The 17,667-nt window shown below is 48.0% G+C and carries 18 protein-coding genes; 6 read left to right on the forward strand and 12 right to left on the reverse strand.

Annotated elements, in window-relative coordinates; translation table 11 throughout:
* The first annotated feature begins 2 nt into the window (after positions 1 to 2).
* The 6 genes from wecB to BN3003_RS01200 are packed head-to-tail and all read left to right on the forward strand — an operon-like array spanning position 3 to position 6,659.
* On the forward strand, positions 3 to 1,076 hold the full coding sequence (gene wecB / locus BN3003_RS01175; protein WP_058304914.1) for a non-hydrolyzing UDP-N-acetylglucosamine 2-epimerase: 1,074 nt from the start codon (positions 3 to 5) through the stop codon (positions 1,074 to 1,076).
* Positions 1,077 to 1,083: 7 nt separating this feature from the next.
* Positions 1,084 to 2,316, forward strand: coding sequence for a glycosyltransferase family 4 protein (locus tag BN3003_RS01180; protein WP_058304915.1), 1,233 nt, complete (start codon positions 1,084 to 1,086; stop codon positions 2,314 to 2,316).
* A complete protein-coding gene (locus BN3003_RS01185) occupies positions 2,313 to 2,927 on the forward strand; it encodes a sugar transferase (protein ID WP_280524770.1) in 615 nt (204 codons plus the stop codon). Before BN3003_RS01180 ends, BN3003_RS01185 begins: the two co-directional genes overlap by 4 nt.
* Positions 2,920 to 3,546: an acetyltransferase gene (locus BN3003_RS01190; RefSeq protein ID WP_058304917.1), complete on the forward strand. Its 627-nt coding sequence runs from the start codon at positions 2,920 to 2,922 to the stop codon at positions 3,544 to 3,546. The genes BN3003_RS01185 and BN3003_RS01190 overlap by 8 nt, the downstream gene beginning before the upstream one ends.
* A gap of 4 nt (positions 3,547 to 3,550) precedes the next feature.
* On the forward strand, positions 3,551 to 4,729 hold the full coding sequence (locus BN3003_RS01195) for a DegT/DnrJ/EryC1/StrS family aminotransferase (RefSeq protein WP_058304918.1): 1,179 nt from the start codon (positions 3,551 to 3,553) through the stop codon (positions 4,727 to 4,729).
* 1 nt (position 4,730) lies between these two features.
* Entirely contained in the window at positions 4,731 to 6,659 is a 1,929-nt protein-coding gene (locus BN3003_RS01200) for a polysaccharide biosynthesis protein (protein WP_058304919.1), read from the forward strand.
* Positions 6,660 to 7,279: 620 nt separating this feature from the next.
* Here the strand turns inward: BN3003_RS01200 and BN3003_RS01205 are convergent.
* The 12 genes from BN3003_RS01205 to recO form a co-directional block, all read right to left on the reverse strand.
* A complete protein-coding gene (locus tag BN3003_RS01205) occupies positions 7,280 to 8,572 on the reverse strand; it encodes an adenylosuccinate synthase (protein WP_058304920.1) in 1,293 nt (430 codons plus the stop codon).
* A 20-nt stretch (positions 8,573 to 8,592) separates the two neighbouring features.
* Positions 8,593 to 9,753 carry an ATP phosphoribosyltransferase regulatory subunit gene (locus BN3003_RS01210; RefSeq protein WP_058304921.1) on the reverse strand — a complete coding sequence of 387 codons (1,161 nt, stop codon included), beginning with the start codon at positions 9,751 to 9,753 and terminating at the stop codon, positions 8,593 to 8,595.
* 129 nt (positions 9,754 to 9,882) lie between these two features.
* A complete protein-coding gene (locus BN3003_RS01215) occupies positions 9,883 to 10,692 on the reverse strand; it encodes an undecaprenyl-diphosphate phosphatase (protein ID WP_058304922.1) in 810 nt (269 codons plus the stop codon).
* Positions 10,693 to 10,763: 71 nt separating this feature from the next.
* Entirely contained in the window at positions 10,764 to 11,450 is a 687-nt protein-coding gene (locus BN3003_RS01220; RefSeq protein WP_058304923.1) for a thiol:disulfide interchange protein DsbA/DsbL, read from the reverse strand.
* Between the two features lie 21 nt (positions 11,451 to 11,471).
* Complete coding sequence (locus tag BN3003_RS01225) at positions 11,472 to 12,281, reverse strand: SPOR domain-containing protein (protein WP_058304924.1); 810 nt, start codon at positions 12,279 to 12,281, stop codon at positions 11,472 to 11,474.
* Between the two features lie 35 nt (positions 12,282 to 12,316).
* The gene (locus BN3003_RS01230) at positions 12,317 to 13,843 is read right to left on the reverse strand and encodes a YifB family Mg chelatase-like AAA ATPase (RefSeq protein WP_058304925.1); all 1,527 of its coding nucleotides are present in this window, start codon (positions 13,841 to 13,843) and stop codon (positions 12,317 to 12,319) included.
* 19 nt (positions 13,844 to 13,862) lie between these two features.
* Entirely contained in the window at positions 13,863 to 14,189 is a 327-nt protein-coding gene (locus tag BN3003_RS01235) for an accessory factor UbiK family protein (RefSeq protein WP_058304926.1), read from the reverse strand.
* A 65-nt stretch (positions 14,190 to 14,254) separates the two neighbouring features.
* Entirely contained in the window at positions 14,255 to 14,686 is a 432-nt protein-coding gene (locus BN3003_RS01240; RefSeq protein WP_058304927.1) for a hypothetical protein, read from the reverse strand.
* Complete coding sequence (locus BN3003_RS01245) at positions 14,683 to 15,447, reverse strand: NUDIX domain-containing protein (protein WP_058304928.1); 765 nt, start codon at positions 15,445 to 15,447, stop codon at positions 14,683 to 14,685. Before BN3003_RS01245 ends, BN3003_RS01240 begins: the two co-directional genes overlap by 4 nt.
* A complete protein-coding gene (gene acpS / locus BN3003_RS01250; protein WP_058304929.1) occupies positions 15,444 to 15,821 on the reverse strand; it encodes a holo-ACP synthase in 378 nt (125 codons plus the stop codon). Before acpS ends, BN3003_RS01245 begins: the two co-directional genes overlap by 4 nt.
* Positions 15,822 to 15,826: 5 nt before the next feature.
* A complete protein-coding gene (pdxJ, locus tag BN3003_RS01255) occupies positions 15,827 to 16,573 on the reverse strand; it encodes a pyridoxine 5'-phosphate synthase (protein WP_058304930.1) in 747 nt (248 codons plus the stop codon).
* 8 nt (positions 16,574 to 16,581) lie between these two features.
* The gene (gene recO, locus BN3003_RS01260) at positions 16,582 to 17,349 is read right to left on the reverse strand and encodes a DNA repair protein RecO (protein WP_234332982.1); all 768 of its coding nucleotides are present in this window, start codon (positions 17,347 to 17,349) and stop codon (positions 16,582 to 16,584) included.
* Between the last annotated feature and the right edge of the window lie 318 nt (positions 17,350 to 17,667).

Consider the following 17,667-nt stretch of genomic DNA (forward strand, 5'->3'; position numbering starts at 1 on the left):
TCGTGAAAAAAATCATCACAGTCATTGGTGCTCGCCCACAATTTATTAAAGCCAGTGTGGTATCACAAGCATTGAAACAACTGTCCAGCATCAAAGAAATTATTGTCCATACGGGTCAACATTTCGATGAAAATATGTCCAATATTTTCTTTAATGAATTGAATATCCCTAAACCTGATTACCAATTGAATATTAATGGCAAATCACATGGCAAAATGACAGGGGAAATGTTAGCCTCTATTGAAGACATCATCTTGCAAGAACAACCAGATGCTTTAATGGTATATGGGGATACCAATTCCACCTTAGCAGGTGCATTGGCTGCTGCAAAACTGCATGTCCCAGTTATCCATATTGAAGCAGGACTTCGCAGCTTCAATATGAAAATGCCAGAAGAAATTAATCGTATTTTAACCGATCAAATCAGCGCGATTTTGTTTTGTCCAACTCAAACTGCTATAGATAATCTACAAGCTGAAGGTTTTACTGACAAAGAAATCTTAATTGAGTTGTCTGGTGATGTTATGCAAGATTCAGCTATGTATTTCAAGCAATTTGTGAAACAACCACAAATTGAAAATCTACCTGCAAACAACTTTATTCTTGCTACTTTGCATCGTGCTGAAAATACAGATAATATCCAACGTCTGCAACAAATTGTGCATGCTTTGAATACCATCCATAAAACCATCGCACCGGTTGTTTTGCCTTTACATCCTCGTACCCGTAATGTTTTGGCCAAAGAAAACATACCATTGGAAGTATGTGTAATTGAGCCTGTTGGCTATTTGGAAATGATTTGGTTGCTTGACCATTGCCAATTAGTTTTAACTGACAGTGGAGGTGTACAAAAAGAAGCTTTTTTCTTCAAAAAACCTTGTGTGACCATGCGAGACCAAACAGAATGGGTTGAATTGATTGAGGTAGGTGCCAACCAATTGGCTGGAGCAGATTCAAAAGTGATTATTGATGCGGTAAATAACATGCTCAATCGCACTATTTCTGATCCTAATGAATTATATGGTGGTGGTAAGGCATCTGCCAATATAGCCCAATTTATCTCACAGCATATTTAAAATTTCTATGTCACAAAAAAAAAACATTTGGATTATTAATCAATATGGCTCCACCCCTGATACTGGCATGGGGGGGAGGCATTTCTATTTAGCGCAAGAACTTGGCAAACTTGGTTATTCAGTCACCCTGATTACTGCCTCATACCACCATTTACTGAAAATACCAGTGACGGTGACTGCAAATTACACCACGGTTCAAAGCCAAGGCGTGACCAATGTTTTGATTAAAATGCCGTATTATGAACATGCACACAGTAAAAAACGCATTCTTAATTGGTTTAACTTTGCTAAGAAATTGCGTGGCTTAAAGCATTACCTGACTCAAAAGCCAGATGCCATTTTATACACATCACCCAGTTTGGTTGGATATTTAGGTGCTGAAGCCTTAGCAAAACACTATCAAGTACCGTTGAGTTTCGAGGTGAGAGACATTTGGCCACTGACTTTATGCCAATTAGGGGGTTTTTCTCCAAAACATCCCTTTATCAGACTGTTACAATACATTGAAGACCGAGCTTACAAAAATGCCGACCAGTTGATTTCAAATTTAAAATATTTGAATCAACACATACAATCTCGCGGGTATCCGACTGATAACTTTCATTGGGTGCCCAATGGCTACTCACAGGCTGAAGTAGACCAGAAAATCATGTTGTCGGCAGAGGTGATGCAACAATTACCTCAAGGTAAATTCACCATAGGATATACGGGTACTTTGGGTGTTGCCAATTGTTTGGATACTTTAATCAATGCTGCTCAAAAACTAAAGGAGCGCACCGAAATTGCTTTTGTGATTGTTGGTCAAGGTAAAGAAAAAGAACGTTTACAAACCAAGGTTCAACAGTTGAATTTAGGTAATGTGACTTTTATAGATGCCATTCCCAAAGTACAAATTCAGAGCATGCTAGCCACATTTGATGTGTGCTATATTGGTCTTACCAAAGATGATTTATTTCACTATGGTGTCTCGCCAAACAAACTATTTGATTATTTCTGTAGTGGTAAACCCATTATTTATGCCATTGACTCCGGTCAGTACCGGCCTGTAAGTGATGCCGATGCGGGTATCCAAATTGAGCCAGAAAATACAGATGAATTGGTATCAGCAATACAAACCCTGCACGAAATGGGACCAAAACGCTTGCAAGAGATGGGACAAAATGGGCAAGATGTCGCGCGTGAACAGTACGAATACGCTTCTTTGGCTAAACAATTAGAACAAGTATTGTTCAGTAAATAGGAAGCTTCATGAAACGTATTGTAGATATTCTGTGCTCCTTGATTGCTATCATCCTCTTGTTTCCCATTTTTTTCCTAGTAGCCTATTTGATACGTAAAAACTTAGGTTCACCAGTCATTTTTTCGCAAGTACGCCCAGGGAAAGACGGTAAGCCTTTTAAGATGTACAAGTTTCGCAGCATGCGTGATGCAACAGATGCTCAAGGGCAACCTTTACCTGATTCTGAACGCATGACTCCTTTTGGGCAAAAATTACGCTCAAGCAGTTTGGATGAATTACCGGAATTATGGAATGTGTTAAAAGGCGACATGAGTTTGGTTGGTCCACGCCCTTTGTTAATGGAATACTTGCCTTTGTACAACCAAGAGCAATACCGTCGGCATGACATGCGGCCTGGCATTACCGGTTGGGCACAAATCAATGGTCGCAATGCCATCAGCTGGGAAGAAAAATTCAAGCTAGATGTTTGGTATGTTGATAACCAGTCACTGTTGCTGGATTTGAAAATTTTATTTTTAACTATCAAAAAAGTATTTGTTAAAGAGGGGATTTCCGCTACTGGCGAAGTCACGATGTCTAAATTCACTGGTAGCAAAAAAGAACATGACTAGACTGGTAATCATAGGTGCAGGCGGCCATGGCAAAGTCATTGCCGATACTGCCAGCTGCACCCATCGTTGGTCTGAAATTGTATTTTTGGATGACCGCTATACTCAAGGCTTAACACAAACTTCTGTGTGGTCCGTCATTGGTAATAGCAATGCTTACAGGCCGCTGTTACAATCTGATGATGCAGTATTAATAGGCATTGGAAACAATACCATACGTGAAAAAATACTGCATGAAATGATGTCATTACAACTGCATGTTCCCCACCTCATACATCCTTCTGCCTATGTCAGCAACACAGTTCAAATTGGCGCTGGTACAGTGATCTTTGCGCAAGCGGCAATCAATGTAGATGCTCAAATAGGTAAGGGTTGTATCATCAATACCTCTGCAAGTGTCGACCATGATTGTGTATTGGATGACTTCTGCCACATCAGTCCTGGCGCACATCTGGCAGGTGGCACCAAAATAGGTGCTCGCAGCTGGGTGGGCGTGGGTGCAGTAACCAAGCAATTGGTTGAGATTGGTGATGATTGCATGGTTGGTGCAGGTGCAGCGGTAGTGCAAAATGTTTATAATGAATCCATTGTCATGGGCGTTCCCGCCCGAATGAAAAGCTAATATCATGTTAAATACCAAATTGTCTTCATGGCCTAGCTTCAGCAATGAAGAAGCTGATGCCGTTAAAAATGTGCTGTTATCCAATAAAGTCAATTACTGGACAGGACAAGAATGCCGTCTATTTGAACAAGAGTTTGCTCATTATATTGGTACCGAACACGCGGTTGCCTTAGGCAATGGCACTTTGGCTTTGGACGTGGCCTTAAAAGCGCTGAACATCGCCGCAGGTGATGATGTTGTGGTGACGTCGCGTACCTTCTTGGCATCTGTTTCTTGCATCATTACTGCAGGTGCCAATCCTGTTTTTGCAGATGTGGACTTAAACAGTCAAAACATCACCGCCCAAAGCATCAAAGCAGTGCTCACCCCCAATACCAAAGCGATTATTGTGGTGCATTTGGCCGGTATGCCTGCTGAAATGGACGACATTATGGCTTTGGCGCAAGAGCACAATCTTTTTGTAATCGAAGATTGTGCTCAAGCACACGGTGCTCGTTATAAGGGCAAAGCGGTAGGTTCGATAGGCCACATCGGCGCATGGTCATTTTGCCAAGACAAAATCATGACCACGGGTGGCGAAGGTGGCATGGTTACCACCAATGACCAAGCCTTATGGGAAAAAATGTGGTCATACAAAGACCATGGTAAAAGCTACGATGCAGTTTACAAACGCCAGCACCCAGCTGGCTTCCGTTGGTTACATGAGCATTTCGGCACCAACTGGCGCATGATGGAAATGCAAGCCGTGTTAGGCCGCATCCAATTGCAACACATGCCTGAATGGACTGCCAAACGCCAACACCATGCCAATCGCCTAACGCAATTACTCAGCCGATTTTCATGTTTGCGTTTGATTGAAGTGGCTGATTACATTGAACATGCCCAATACAAATACTATGCGTTCGTCAAGCCCGAAGCATTGAATGCAGGCTGGAGTCGTGACCGCATTGCCGCCGAGATATCCGCTACCGGTTATCCTTGCATGCAAGGCAGTTGTTCTGAAGTGTATTTGGAAAAAGCCTTTGACAACACACCTTGGCGCCCGCAACAGCGCTTGCCTCACGCAGTAGAACTGGGTGACACCAGTCTGATGTTCTTAACCCATCCTAGCATCACTACCGAACAAATGGATGCGTATTTGGCAGCCATTGAAACAGTGTTGACACAGGCCAGTGCAGAATAATATGCGTTACGATGCAATTTTAGCCTTACCGCGTTCAACCAAAAAAGCCATCTTCATCATTCACGACATGATTATGATTGCGGTGGCTTTTTGGTTTGCCTACTTGGTGAGGTTTACTTTCAACAGTGCTACTCTCCATGACTCCAACAATTGGTTGGTATTGGGCATTACTACGGTGTTTACCCTTGTAGCCTTTGTCAAACTCGGCCTGTATCGAGCAGTAATCCGTTATGTGGGCACCAAGATGATGCTGATTTGCTTGCTAGGCAGCATGGCATCAGTCTTGGTTTTGGTATTGGTGGCATTTTTTACCCGTTTCAACCTGCCGCGCAGCATCCCCATTTTGTATTTTTTTGTGTTACTGGTGGGTACCATCAGTTCACGCTTGGCCATACGTGAATGGATACGTGGCAGCTTCCTCAGCAAGAATACCCCAGTCATCATTTACGGCGCGGGGCAATCTGGCACGCAGTTATTGGAAGCCATACGTCAGGTGGAGAATTTTTATGCGGTGGCTTTTGTCGATGACGATAAAAAACACCAAGGGACTATCGTTAACAATTTGACCGTGTATTCACCTGAGAAACTGGCCAAATTGGTGGAAAAATACGAAGTTGAAAAAATTCTGTTGGCCATACCCAGTGCCAGCCGTGAAGACCGCAAGCGCATACTCAATACCTTAGAACCGTTGAATTTGGAAGTCTTGTCGATACCAGGCATGCGTGAATTGGTGGAAGGTAAAATAACCGTACAAGGCTTGAAAAAAGTGTCGGTGATTGACTTACTTGGTCGAGACCCTGTAACGCCGATTCCCGAATTGATGCAAGCCAACATCACCGATAAAGTGGTGATGGTGACAGGTGCAGGTGGTTCTATTGGCTCGGAGTTGTGCCGTCAAATTGTGGAATTGCGTCCGCATACCTTGATTTTGTTTGAGCTGTCAGAATTCTTGCTTTACAGCATCGAAAAAGAATTGCGCGAGCACATGACGCAGACAGGTTTGAATTTGCAATTAATCCCTTTGCTCGGTTCGGTACAACAACGCAAACGCCTATTTACTGTCATGCAAACCTACCAAGTGCAGACCATTTACCATGCGGCCGCGTACAAACACGTCCCTATGGTGGAATTCAATACCATCGAAGGCGTGCGCAACAATGTGTATGGCACTTTGCGCTGTGCACTGGCAGCCATTGATGCCAAGGTGGAAACCTTCGTGTTGATTTCCACCGATAAGGCGGTGCGTCCTACCAACACCATGGGCGCCAGCAAACGCATGGCCGAATTGGTGTTGCAGGCTTTGGCCGCACGCAGCGACCACCATACCCGTTTTTGCATGGTGCGTTTTGGCAATGTGTTGGGTTCTTCTGGCTCGGTGGTACCGGTGTTTGAAAAGCAAATTGCCCACGGAGGCCCAATTACTCTCACCCACAAAGACATCACCCGCTACTTCATGACCATTCCTGAAGCAGCGCAATTGGTGATACAGGCCGGTGCGATGGGCAAAGGTGGCGATGTATTTGTGCTCGATATGGGCGAATCGGTGAAAATCATTGACTTGGCCAAGCAAATGATCCGTTTAAGTGGTTTGGAAATCCAAGACGAAAACCATCCCAAAGGCGATATCGCCATTAAGATTACCGGTTTGCGCCCTGGTGAGAAGCTGTATGAGGAATTGCTCATCGGCGACAATGTGACCCAAACCACGCACACACGCATCATGACCGCCAATGAAATCATGCTGCCTTGGCCTGAATTGGAAGCTTTGTTGGCACGTTTAGACGATGCCTGCAAAGACAGCGATTACCGCTTGGTGCGTGAATTGCTGCTGGAAGCACCTACAGCCTTCCATCCAGCCGATCCGTTGTGTGATTTGATTTGGCAGCGACAAGTACAGCAACAAACTGAGCGTCCACACAAATCTGCTTAGTCCTTGATGTGATGCATACAAGCGGCCTGTAAATATTTACAGGTCGCTTTTTATTGTTCTTTGACTGTGCACCCACCAACTAATGTAATAACCCACTAATTTTCTGCTCTGGTAACTCCCTTAAAAAAAGATGCGTAAGAGTCCCAAAATAAACGATGCAATACAAGGGATTACCAAGCACAAGAGTGCCTTACTGGCTGTAAATCATCCAAATAAAACCATGATTGCGGCGACTGATGACTGTTTGATTGAAAATAGAAAGCTGAATAGGACAAGCCTATGCCCATATAATCAGCAAAAAACACTTTACTGGCCTGACCACACAAGAAGTGCACCTATAAATAGAAGAAACAAGCAAACTTGTTACAGGCCGCTTATGGCTTAGCAATTTTAGAATATCGTCACAAACAAAAAGCTAAGAATCTGGCTTAATTGAGATGAGAAATGATAGGTGGCTTGCACCTACAGTTTAAGACTGGTGACCTTTATGAGCCAGCCATACTCATAAGATTCATTCTCTATCCACCCATGCCCTATTTATCTCATCCATCCATAAAAAAGCGGCCTGTAAACATTTACAGGCCGCTTTTTACATACTCCGTGTGTGACACACGCAAGCATTATTTCAATGGGTGTTCCAATACGATGGTTTCTTCGCGGTCTGGACCGGTAGAAATGATGGCGATTTTGGCGCCACAGATTTCTTCCAAACGGCTCAAATACGCTTTGGCATTCGCTGGCAAAGCATCGTAGGTTTTCACGCCGAAAGTAGACTCAGTCCAACCTGGCATGGTTTCGTAGATAGGCTCGCAAGCGGCCACATCGTCGGCACCGAATGGGAAGATGTCGATGGTTTCGCCACGCAATTTGTAGCCCACACAGATTTTGATTTCATCCATGCCATCCATCACGTCCAATTTGGTCACGCACATGCCAGTGATGCCGTTCACTTGAATAGAACGTTTCATCAAAGCCGCGTCGAACCAACCACAACGACGTGGGCGGCCTGTAACCGCACCAAATTCGTTACCTCGTTTGGCCAATCCAGCACCAACATCATCGAACAATTCAGTAGGGAATGGACCTGAACCCACGCGTGTGGTGTAGGCTTTAACGATGCCCAAGATGTAGTTCAATTTGTGTGGGCCCACGCCGGCACCTGCAGAAGCCGCACCGGCCACGCAGTTAGACGAAGTCACATATGGATACGTACCGTGATCGATGTCGAGCAAAGTACCTTGTGCGCCTTCAAATACCAAAGATTCGCCTTGGTCATTGATTTCGTTCAAGGTGCGCGATACGTCGCCCACCATAGGACGGATTTTTTCGGCCAAGCTGATGGCCAAGTTGTAAATCGCATCGGCTTCAATCGCCACTTGACCGTACAAACCCACCAATTGGCAGTTGTAAATGGCCAAAACGTCTTCGATTTTTTGACGCAACAACTCAGGTTGGAACAAGTCCATCACACGCACTGCGCGGCGAGCCACTTTGTCTTCGTAAGCTGGACCGATACCGCGACCAGTGGTACCGATTTTTTTGTCGCCTTTGGCCGCTTCACGAGCGTGATCCAAAGCCACATGGTAAGGCAAAATCAATGGGCAAGTTGGCGCGATGGTCAATTGTTTGGCCACGTCCACACCAGCAGCTTCCAATTCCGCCATTTCGCTTAACAAAGCTTCTGGAGAAACCACCACACCAGAACCGATGAAGCAGCGTTTGCCTGCGTGCAAAATACCACTTGGAATCAAGCGCAATACGGTTTTTTTACCGCCTACCACCAAAGTGTGACCAGCATTGTGACCGCCTTGGTAACGAACCACGCCACTGGCTTGGTCGGTCAACCAGTCGACAATCTTGCCTTTACCTTCATCGCCCCATTGCGAGCCGACTACGACAACATTCTTAACCATTGTTTGTTCCTGCAAAAAAATTAACAATCACAAGGCACGACTTTCCATGCCCCGTCTTTTAATACCAATTCACGATCACAGTGCAGCGTTGCCCCACTGTCATTCAGATAATCGATGACCACCACTTCGCCGTTATGGCGCAACTTGTTCATTTCCTCACGCGCATCATTGGCTGCCGCTGCCGCGACTTTAATGCCTTGACGGGCTGGGCGTTGTGGCAATACATGTATCAAATCACGCAAATCCAAACTGAAACCGGTGGCTGGACGGGCGCGGCCAAACTGGCTGCCCAAACCATCGTAACGACCACCACGTGCCAACGCATCTGGCCAACCCGGTGCATACGCGGCAAACAATAAGCCAGTGTGGTAAGAGTCATTGCGCAATATCGACAAATCAATGTGCACTTTATAGGCTTTGAATTGCTTGCATATGGCTTTTAACGCATCCAATGCGTCCTGTACGCCTTTAATCGCCGGCAAATCTTCACGGGCACGGCGCAATACCGTTTCCACATCGCCATACAAAGTTGGCAACACCGCGAAAGTTTCCTTCCAAATGGTGTCAATGTCCCAATCTTGCATTGCCGCCAACACCGCTTCGCTGTCTTTGTCTTTCATCAAGTACAACAAGCTGTCGCGTTGTGCTTGGGTTAAGGCCGCTTTGTCAGCCAAGGCTTGGAAAATGCCCACATGACCCAAAGACAAATACACCTCTTGCGCATGTGCCAGCGTCAAGGTTTTCAGCATCAAGTCGATGATTTCCACATCGGCTTCTATGCCTTCATAACCGTACAATTCCGCACCAATTTGCAAAGGCTCACGCGTACTGAGCAAGCTGTCTGGGCGCGCATGCACGGTAGAACCTGCATAACACAAACGGTTAATGCCATCATTTGCGGCCAATAAATGGGCATCAATGCGCGCCACTTGCGGGGTAATGTCCGCACGCACGCCCAATTGACGGCCACTGATTTGATCGACGATGCGCACGGTTTTCAGTGCCAAGCCTTCGTCTATGTCCAGTAATAATGATGAGGTGTATTCGAGTAAGGGTGGACTCACGAGCTCATAGCCGTGTACCCTAAAGAGACCTAAAAGTGCTTCCTTGGCACTTTCCAATTGCCGTGCAGTAGACGGCAAAATATCGGCAATGTATTCAGGTAATTGCCAAGATTGCATGTGCGACTCGCTTTGTTTTTACAAAAGAAAAGGCGGGGTTTGCACCCACCTTCGACAGTTTTAGTCCTGATAGTAACACAAGCCGCAAAAATCCGCAGCAAAAACCTGTGTGTACAGGTTTTTTTGTGTTTACAAACTGAAGTATGTGAACAAGAGAATACCAGCAATGATGCGGTACCAACCCCAAGGTTTGAAACCGTATTTTTTGATGATGCCAATGAAAAACTTCATTGCCACCAAGGCCACCAAGAAAGCCACCACGATGCCGACCAAGAAAATGGGCAGGTTTTGCGGTGTGGCCATCATCATTTCGATGCCGGTTAAGCCTTGTCCTTCCGTGCCCCACTCTTTCACAAACAAAGAGTAAGTGGTCACCGCCAACATGGTTGGTACGGCCAAGAAGAATGAAAACTCGGCCGCCGCTTGGCGCGACAAACCTTGTTGCATACCGCCGATAATCGAAGCCGCAGAGCGGCTGGTACCGGGCATCATCGCCAAACATTGCCAAAAACCAATGGCCACCGCTTTGCGTATGGTGACTTCTTTTTCCGAAAATACGGTTGGCTTGGTAAACCATTTATCGACAAACAGCAAGACCACCCCACCGATGATGAGCATCACCGCAATCGGACGTGGGCTGCCTAACACCGCTTCAATTTTGTCATCAAACAATTTGCCCAAAACCAAGGCCGGCACCACCGCACAAGCCAATTTCACATACAAACCCAAATTGTTCTTATCAAAAAACTTGCGCCAATACATCACCACCACCGACAAAATACTGCCCAATTGGATGGACACCATGAACATTTTCACAAAAGCATCTTCTTGGATGCCAAAGAACGAGCTGGTGAATATCATGTGAGCGGTTGAAGACACCGGCAAAAACTCGGTCAAACCTTCAACGATGGCGATAATGATTGCTTCAAAAAAATTCATTTATTCTTAACCTGTAATAGCGGCCTGTAACAACAAACAGGCAGCCTATAGCTGCCTGTTCTGCACTCACATTATTGGTTTGCTTGGCTGGCCAAACGTGAACCTGTGGCTTTCACTTTCAACACTGGTTTGGCTTGCGCCGCTGGCATGCCGCGCTCAGTGCGCACTTTTTGCACCAGCTCATCCAATTTGCCCATGTCTTGCGATTGCAATTGGTATTTGCCACCCACAATAATGGTCGGCGTGCCTTGGATTTTGTATTTGGTCGACAATTCGGCCATGTTTTTGGCTTCTACTTGGTTTTGAAAACCATTGTAAGCGGCCAATAATTTTTTACCGTCAAACGAGGTTTGCTGTTCAGCCCATTGTTTGAAGGTATCGGGATTGCTCAAATCCACACCATCATCCATCACTGCTTTGAAAATGGCCGGATTGGCTTGTGCTTTCAAACCCGTGGCATTCACAGCGGCGGCAATGCGCGCCAAACCCAAGTGTTCAGGACGCCATACCACGTGTTCGCCGCGGAAGTAAGTATCGGTTGGGAAGGTTTTCACATGCGCCGACATCGTTGGTTCCAAATGCTTACAATGGATACAGAAGTAACCAAAAAACTCCAACACTTCAATTTTATCTTGTTGCAATTGCGGAATGGCTTCTGGCAAAACAACGTAATCGGTTCCTTCTACCAAAGCAGCTTGAGACACGCCGACCATACCCACCGTCATCACCGCTGCTGCCATTAATTTTTTAAACAACATACACATTCCTTATCTTATGGACTAATTTGCACCAACGGCAATCGAGTCTATGCCATTATTGCTTAATTGTTTGCGCACTTGCGCGGCTTTGCCTTCATTCATGCGGCCTGTACGCACACGGTGTACCGGTTTGCCGTTTACTTGGGCACTTTCCACTTGCGCAGAAATGCCTAACAAAGCCAATTTGGCACGCTGTGCTTCTGCTTGTTCTTTGCTGCCAAATGAGCCGGCCTGTAATTTCACACTGCGACCACCATCGGCTTTGGCCTGAGGTTTTTCCACATGTTTTTCAGCTGGCTTTTCAACCTGTTTTTTCGCGGCCTCTTGGTTGGCGGCGCGGGCTTTTTCTACGCTACCATGTTCCAAAATTTGCTCAGGCGTTGGCTTGGTACTTGGTTTGTGTTCTGGAGGCTGTTTGCCCTCAGGTTTTTTGTCTGGATGCGGCGTGTGCGGTTTTTTATCGCCTGGTTGCAATTTAGAGCCGCCATCGCCTTTGATTTCAGGCACTTTAGGCAATACTGGTTTTTGTGAGCCCTCGTCCTCGCCACCATCCACTTCACTGGCAGCGCCCTGTTCACCTTCTGAACCTGCGCTTGCAGATGCCGCAGACGCATTCAGATGCTCAGGCAGCTGCGCCTTATTCGGCACGATGATTTCGGTTTGGGTCGGTTCAGAAGCCTTAGGCGGCTCGGTCGGCATTTTTTGTTTGTTCAAAAACCACAACAAAATTGCGATGATGATGGCACCTAAAATCAATCCGATTAATATGCCATTTAAGGTTTGCCCCAAAGATTTGGATTTACTTTGGCGCTGGTACGTCTTTTTAGCCATGTAATGAAACTTTCTCAACGCTTATGCGCATAATATTACCAAGATTTGTGCCCCAACTGAAGCTGATTGCTCCAAGCCCGTCGGAACTGTATGGCCTCAACAATGTGGCTGGGTTGAACCACGGCATCGCTGTGCAAATCTGCACAGGTTCGTGCCACTCGCAGCAATCTGTGGTAACTGCGGGCTGACAAGTTTAAATCATTCATCAATTTGGACAAATACTGCGCCGCATCGGCACCGATGGCCGCGACGCTGTCCAATTCATCCACATTCAAAGCCGCATTGCTTTTGCCTTGACGCTGCCATTGCGTCTCATGCGCTTGCAACACCCGTTCACGCACTTGGGCACTGCTTTCAGGCCGCTTGGTACTGGTCAAATCCTGCTCACTCAATTGCGGCACTTCAATAATCAAATCAATGCGATCGAGCAACGGGCCGGAAATCTTATCGCGGTAACGCTGTATCGTTTCCATAGAGCAACGACAAGGCCGACTGGCATGGCCAAAATAGCCACACGGGCATGGATTCATCGCCGCCACCAACTGAAACCGCGCCGGAAACACCGCATTGCGACTGGCCCTGGAAATGTGAATTTCACCACTTTCCAAAGGCTCGCGCAGCGCTTCCAATACCTTGCGGTCAAACTCAGGCAGCTCATCCAAAAACAACACGCCACAATGCGCCAGCGAAATTGCCCCCGGTCGTGGGTCTGAACCGCCGCCGACCAAAGCCACCGCCGAAGCCGAATGGTGCGGCATTTGAAACGGCCGCGCTTGTGGCAACACTTCGGCACTGCCTTGCATCAGCAATGAGCGAATGCTGGCCACGCTCAAGCGTTCGTCCAACGACAGCGGCGGTAAAATACTGGGCAAGCGTTGTGCCAACATCGATTTACCAGTACCGGGCGGCCCCAACATCAACAAATTGTGGCCACCAGCGGCAGTCACTTCCAAGGCACGGCGCGCGCTGTACTGGCCTTTGACCTCGCTCAAATCAGCCATCGCACTCAAATCCAGCACGGGCTCAGTCACCTGCACCACACTCAATGGCGTGACGCGATTCAAATGCGCCGCAACTTCAGCCAAACTGGCGGCTGCGTAAATATCTGTGTGCTGCAACAAGGCTGCTTGCGCCGCACTGTCACTGGGCAACACAAACGCCCGTCCCGAATGGGCACACGATACTGCCATTGCCAGCGCACCGCGTATGCCACGCAAGCGGCCTGAAAGTGCCAATTCGCCAGCAAATTCGTATTGCGCCACATCATCGGCCATGACTTGCCCCGATGCGACCAAGATGCCGATTGCTATCGGCAAATCAAAGCGGCCTGAATCCTTGGGCAAATCGGCAGGTGCCAAATTCACGGTGATTTTTTTGGCGGGGAAATCGAAACCCGACTGCAAGATGGCTGCCCTGACCCGATCGCGGCTTTCTTTCACCTCGGTATCGGGCAAACCAACGATGTTAAATGCGGGCAAACCATTGGCCAAGTGGGCTTCTACCTCCACCAAAGGTGCGTCCATACCGCTCAAAGCGCGGGAACACACCGTGGCCAATGACATGGTTTGCCCCTAAAGAGTATTAAGCCTCTTTATTTTGCTGTTCTTCGGCCACTACCTTGGCGGCGGCAGCTTCTGCGGTCTCAACCGCGTCTTCAACGGTAGCTTCGGTGAAGGTTTGTGCCGCTTCTAAGGCCGCCACACGTTGTTCCAATTGCGTCAGCAATTCGCGTGTTTTGATCAACACCTGTTGTTGGATATCAAATTCTTCGCGGGTCACCAAATCCATGCGATTGAAAGCCGAGCCCATCAACGATTTGACATTTTTTTCGATGTCTTTGGCTGGGCTTTGTGCAATGGTGTCGCCCAATTTAGACGAAATCTCTTCAAAGATTTTTTTGGCTATCATGTCGTGCTTCCTTTATCAAATTGTTGGTTTGCAGCCATTGTAATGGAAAACTGCGCTGCAGCGCATCAACGGTTCACATTCAACGCTGTTTGGTATTTTTGTTCACCCACCCGCCAAGTGGCGATGTAATCGGCACGGTTTAAGGTGCAAATCGGCAGGCGAATTTCCGCTTGCCAATGTTTGCCATCGTCGCTGATTAATTTGTAGCGGTTGTAACCGATTTCCATGTCCACCATGCTGAAACTCACCGACACCTCAGGCACAGCCTCGGCCGTGGTCAATTCGATGTAAAACGGTTGGTTCAGCTTCAGTTCGGCGCGGCTTTTTACTTGCGTGTTGGCGCCCAAGCGGCAACCTTGTTGCAATTGGCAAGGTACCATCGGTGCATCCAAGGCTTGGCCTTCTTTGATGTCTTCAAACGCCAATACCGCCACCACTTTGGCAAACACAAACGCCACCACCACGATGGCAATCAGCAAATACACATGTTTTTTCATGCAGACAACACACTTTCAGCCGTCGTGTCGGCGATGTGCACACCAGCAGCCTGTAAACGCGCCGCCTGCGTTTGCAGCGACTCTGGCAATAATGCCACTATCGGCACCGGGCAACCTTGATGCAACCGCGCCAACAATTCATTTACCTCAGCCTCTCGCTGCGGCTGCCACCACCAACCATCGGCGTTGCAAGCGGCCAAGTCAGAGTCGGCCTGTAAACACTGCAATTGCAAACCCGCATCATCGGTGCGTTGCGTGTTAATTGGCAATAAGCGTATGTCTTGATTTGTAAAGCCCATGCTGACCTTGCCCAATCCATTCACGCCCGTCCAACCTTGTGCCGCATTACCACGTAAACGCAGCGGCAAGCTCAAAGCCCGCAAAATCGGGCCATTGGCTGGCAACATCGGTTCCACATCAAAGCGACCGGCTTGTTGCCATGAGTATTGTTGGCGCTCACGACACACCACCTCACCCTGCCATTCATGCGGCAACACACGGAAAAAACGCAGCAACACACTGGCGTGTTCGTAATGGTGGATTTTGGTCAACCATGGTGTGGCGGCGGTAATGCGCAAACCCAATTCTTCATACAGTTCGCGCTGCACAGCCTGCAATTCGCTTTCACCGGTTTCGACTTTGCCGCCAGCAAATTCCCAATAACCTGCATACGCCTTGCCTTCTGGGCGCGAGCTCAATAAGAATTCGCCTTGCTCATTCAAGATGACGGCGGCCACCACATGCACCAGCTTTTGCGTCATTGCTCAGCCACCACAAAAGCCACACTGTAATGGTCTTCATCGGTCAAGCTCAGGTGCACGTGTTTGATGCCACGCTCGTCCATCCATGCTTGCAAAGGTTCGGCCACCCAAAATTCAGGTTTGCCCATTTCATCATGGATTACGCCTATATTGCCCAGTGTCACCGGATTGCGTATGCCAGTATTCACCGCCTTACTGAACGCTTCTTTGGCGGCAAAACGCTTGGCCAAAAACGCCACCGGTTGTGGATGGCTTTGCCATTCCAAATACTCAATGCGCGACAAAATTTTCAAGGCAAACGCATCGCGGTATTGTTGATACAAGCGTTCGATGCGTTTGATGTCCACCATATCGGTGCCTATGCCGTAAATCATTCCTTCTATAACCCTTCTGTGATACCGGCACTGATGCGCGCGCGGTACATGACTTCTTTCATTTGTTTAATCGCCTCAGGCAAGCCCAAGAACACCGCTTGTGCAATCAAGGCATGGCCGATATTGAGCTCACGAATTTGCGCCAATTCCGCCACTTCCGACACATTGTGGATGTTCAAACCATGACCTGCGTTCACCACCAAGCCCAACTCATCGCCCAATTCCGCACCGGCGGCAATGCGCGCCAATTCATGCGTGTGCGCAGCGTGATTCGGCGCATCGGCGTAAGCGCCGGTGTGCAATTCAATCACGGGCGCACCGACATCGCGCGCGGCAATGATTTGGTCGGCATCGGCATCGATGAACAAAGACACACGTATGCCAGCTTCAGTAAGCTTGCGTGTGAATTTGCTGATTTTCTTTTGGTATTTGAGCACGTCCAAACCGCCTTCGGTGGTCACTTCTTCGCGCTTTTCTGGCACCAAACACACATCGGCCGGCTTGATTTTCAACGCGTGTTCCAACATCTCATCGGTCAAAGCCATTTCCAGATTCATGCGTGTTTTCAACGCTTGCTTGATGATGGCCACATCGTCATCTTTGATGTGGCGGCGGTCTTCACGCAAATGCAAGGTAATCAAATCCGCACCATGCGTTTCCGCCAGCAAAGCAGCCTCTAACGGACTTGGGTAAGTGGTGCCACGCGCATTGCGCAATGTGGCGACATGATCAATATTGACACCTAATAACATGACGACTCCTACAAATGAAAATTGAGCTGTTGCTTCCACTCATTTAATTGTTGCAATACTTCACGACTGCGTAATCCATACGGCAAGCGAAATTGAATCAAACTGCGATTGAGGCGCAGCGCTTCTTTGTGCACCTCGGGCGTCCACTCGTGTTCGCCTTGCAAGGCCAACAAAGTCGCGCCGCCCACTTGCACCGCCGCGCGCACATGGCTGAAACGGGCATCTGAACCGAGTTTGAACGGCGCGTGTTCAGGCCGCATCCAATACTGCGCGGCCGCATCCAAGCCTTGCTCGTGTGTGTCCATGCTTAAATCTGGCGCCAAACCCAAGTTTTGCAACAGCTGCCATTCAAACACGCGCAAAGCCTCGGCCGTGTCTTGTTTGTGGCTCAAGGCGCGCATCACCACCATCAGCGCATCGTACAAACGCGGCATCGCGTCTTCACGCGCACTCAGATTGAGCAGCAATTCATTCACATACCACGCACTCATCAATTCTTGTCCGGTTGGCTGCGCCCAACCCCCGCGCCAAGTGGCGGTGTGCAAGGTATAGCTGTCTTGCTGACCAAACCATGCGGCGTCAAGCGGCACAAACGGCGTCAACACGCCGCGCAAATCGCTTTGGCGTTTGCGCGCACTGCGAGCAATCAAGGCCACGCGCCCATAATCGCGGCTGAACACTTCCAACCACAAACTGGATTCGCGCCAAGGGCTGCTGGAGAGTATAAAAATCGGTTGGGCATCAACGCGAATTTTGGCAGTGGAACGTCGACTCAAGACTGTAGACTTACCGTAATCATATCGCCGTCGATTATAGCAAAGACCCAGCTTTACTGCTGCAGCTCAGCCTGTGCCAACTGCATAATCACCGGATTTAATCAGAATTTGCATTTCTCAACCTTTGGTGGTCGGCATTTTCTGCACCCAGTTCCATAAGCGGCCTGTAAACACAGACCAAGATTCTAGACCAAGCTGCTGGCAAGCAGCACGTGTTGCTGCCCTTCATACCAACACTTAGCCTTATCAATTAACACTATATCTGTGTTCATATCTGAGCAAGACACGCATTTGCATTGCTCAACCTTCAGCAGACCG

The organism is Vitreoscilla massiliensis (genome assembly GCF_001457815.1).
GTDB lineage: Bacteria > Pseudomonadota > Gammaproteobacteria > Burkholderiales > Neisseriaceae > Vitreoscilla > Vitreoscilla massiliensis.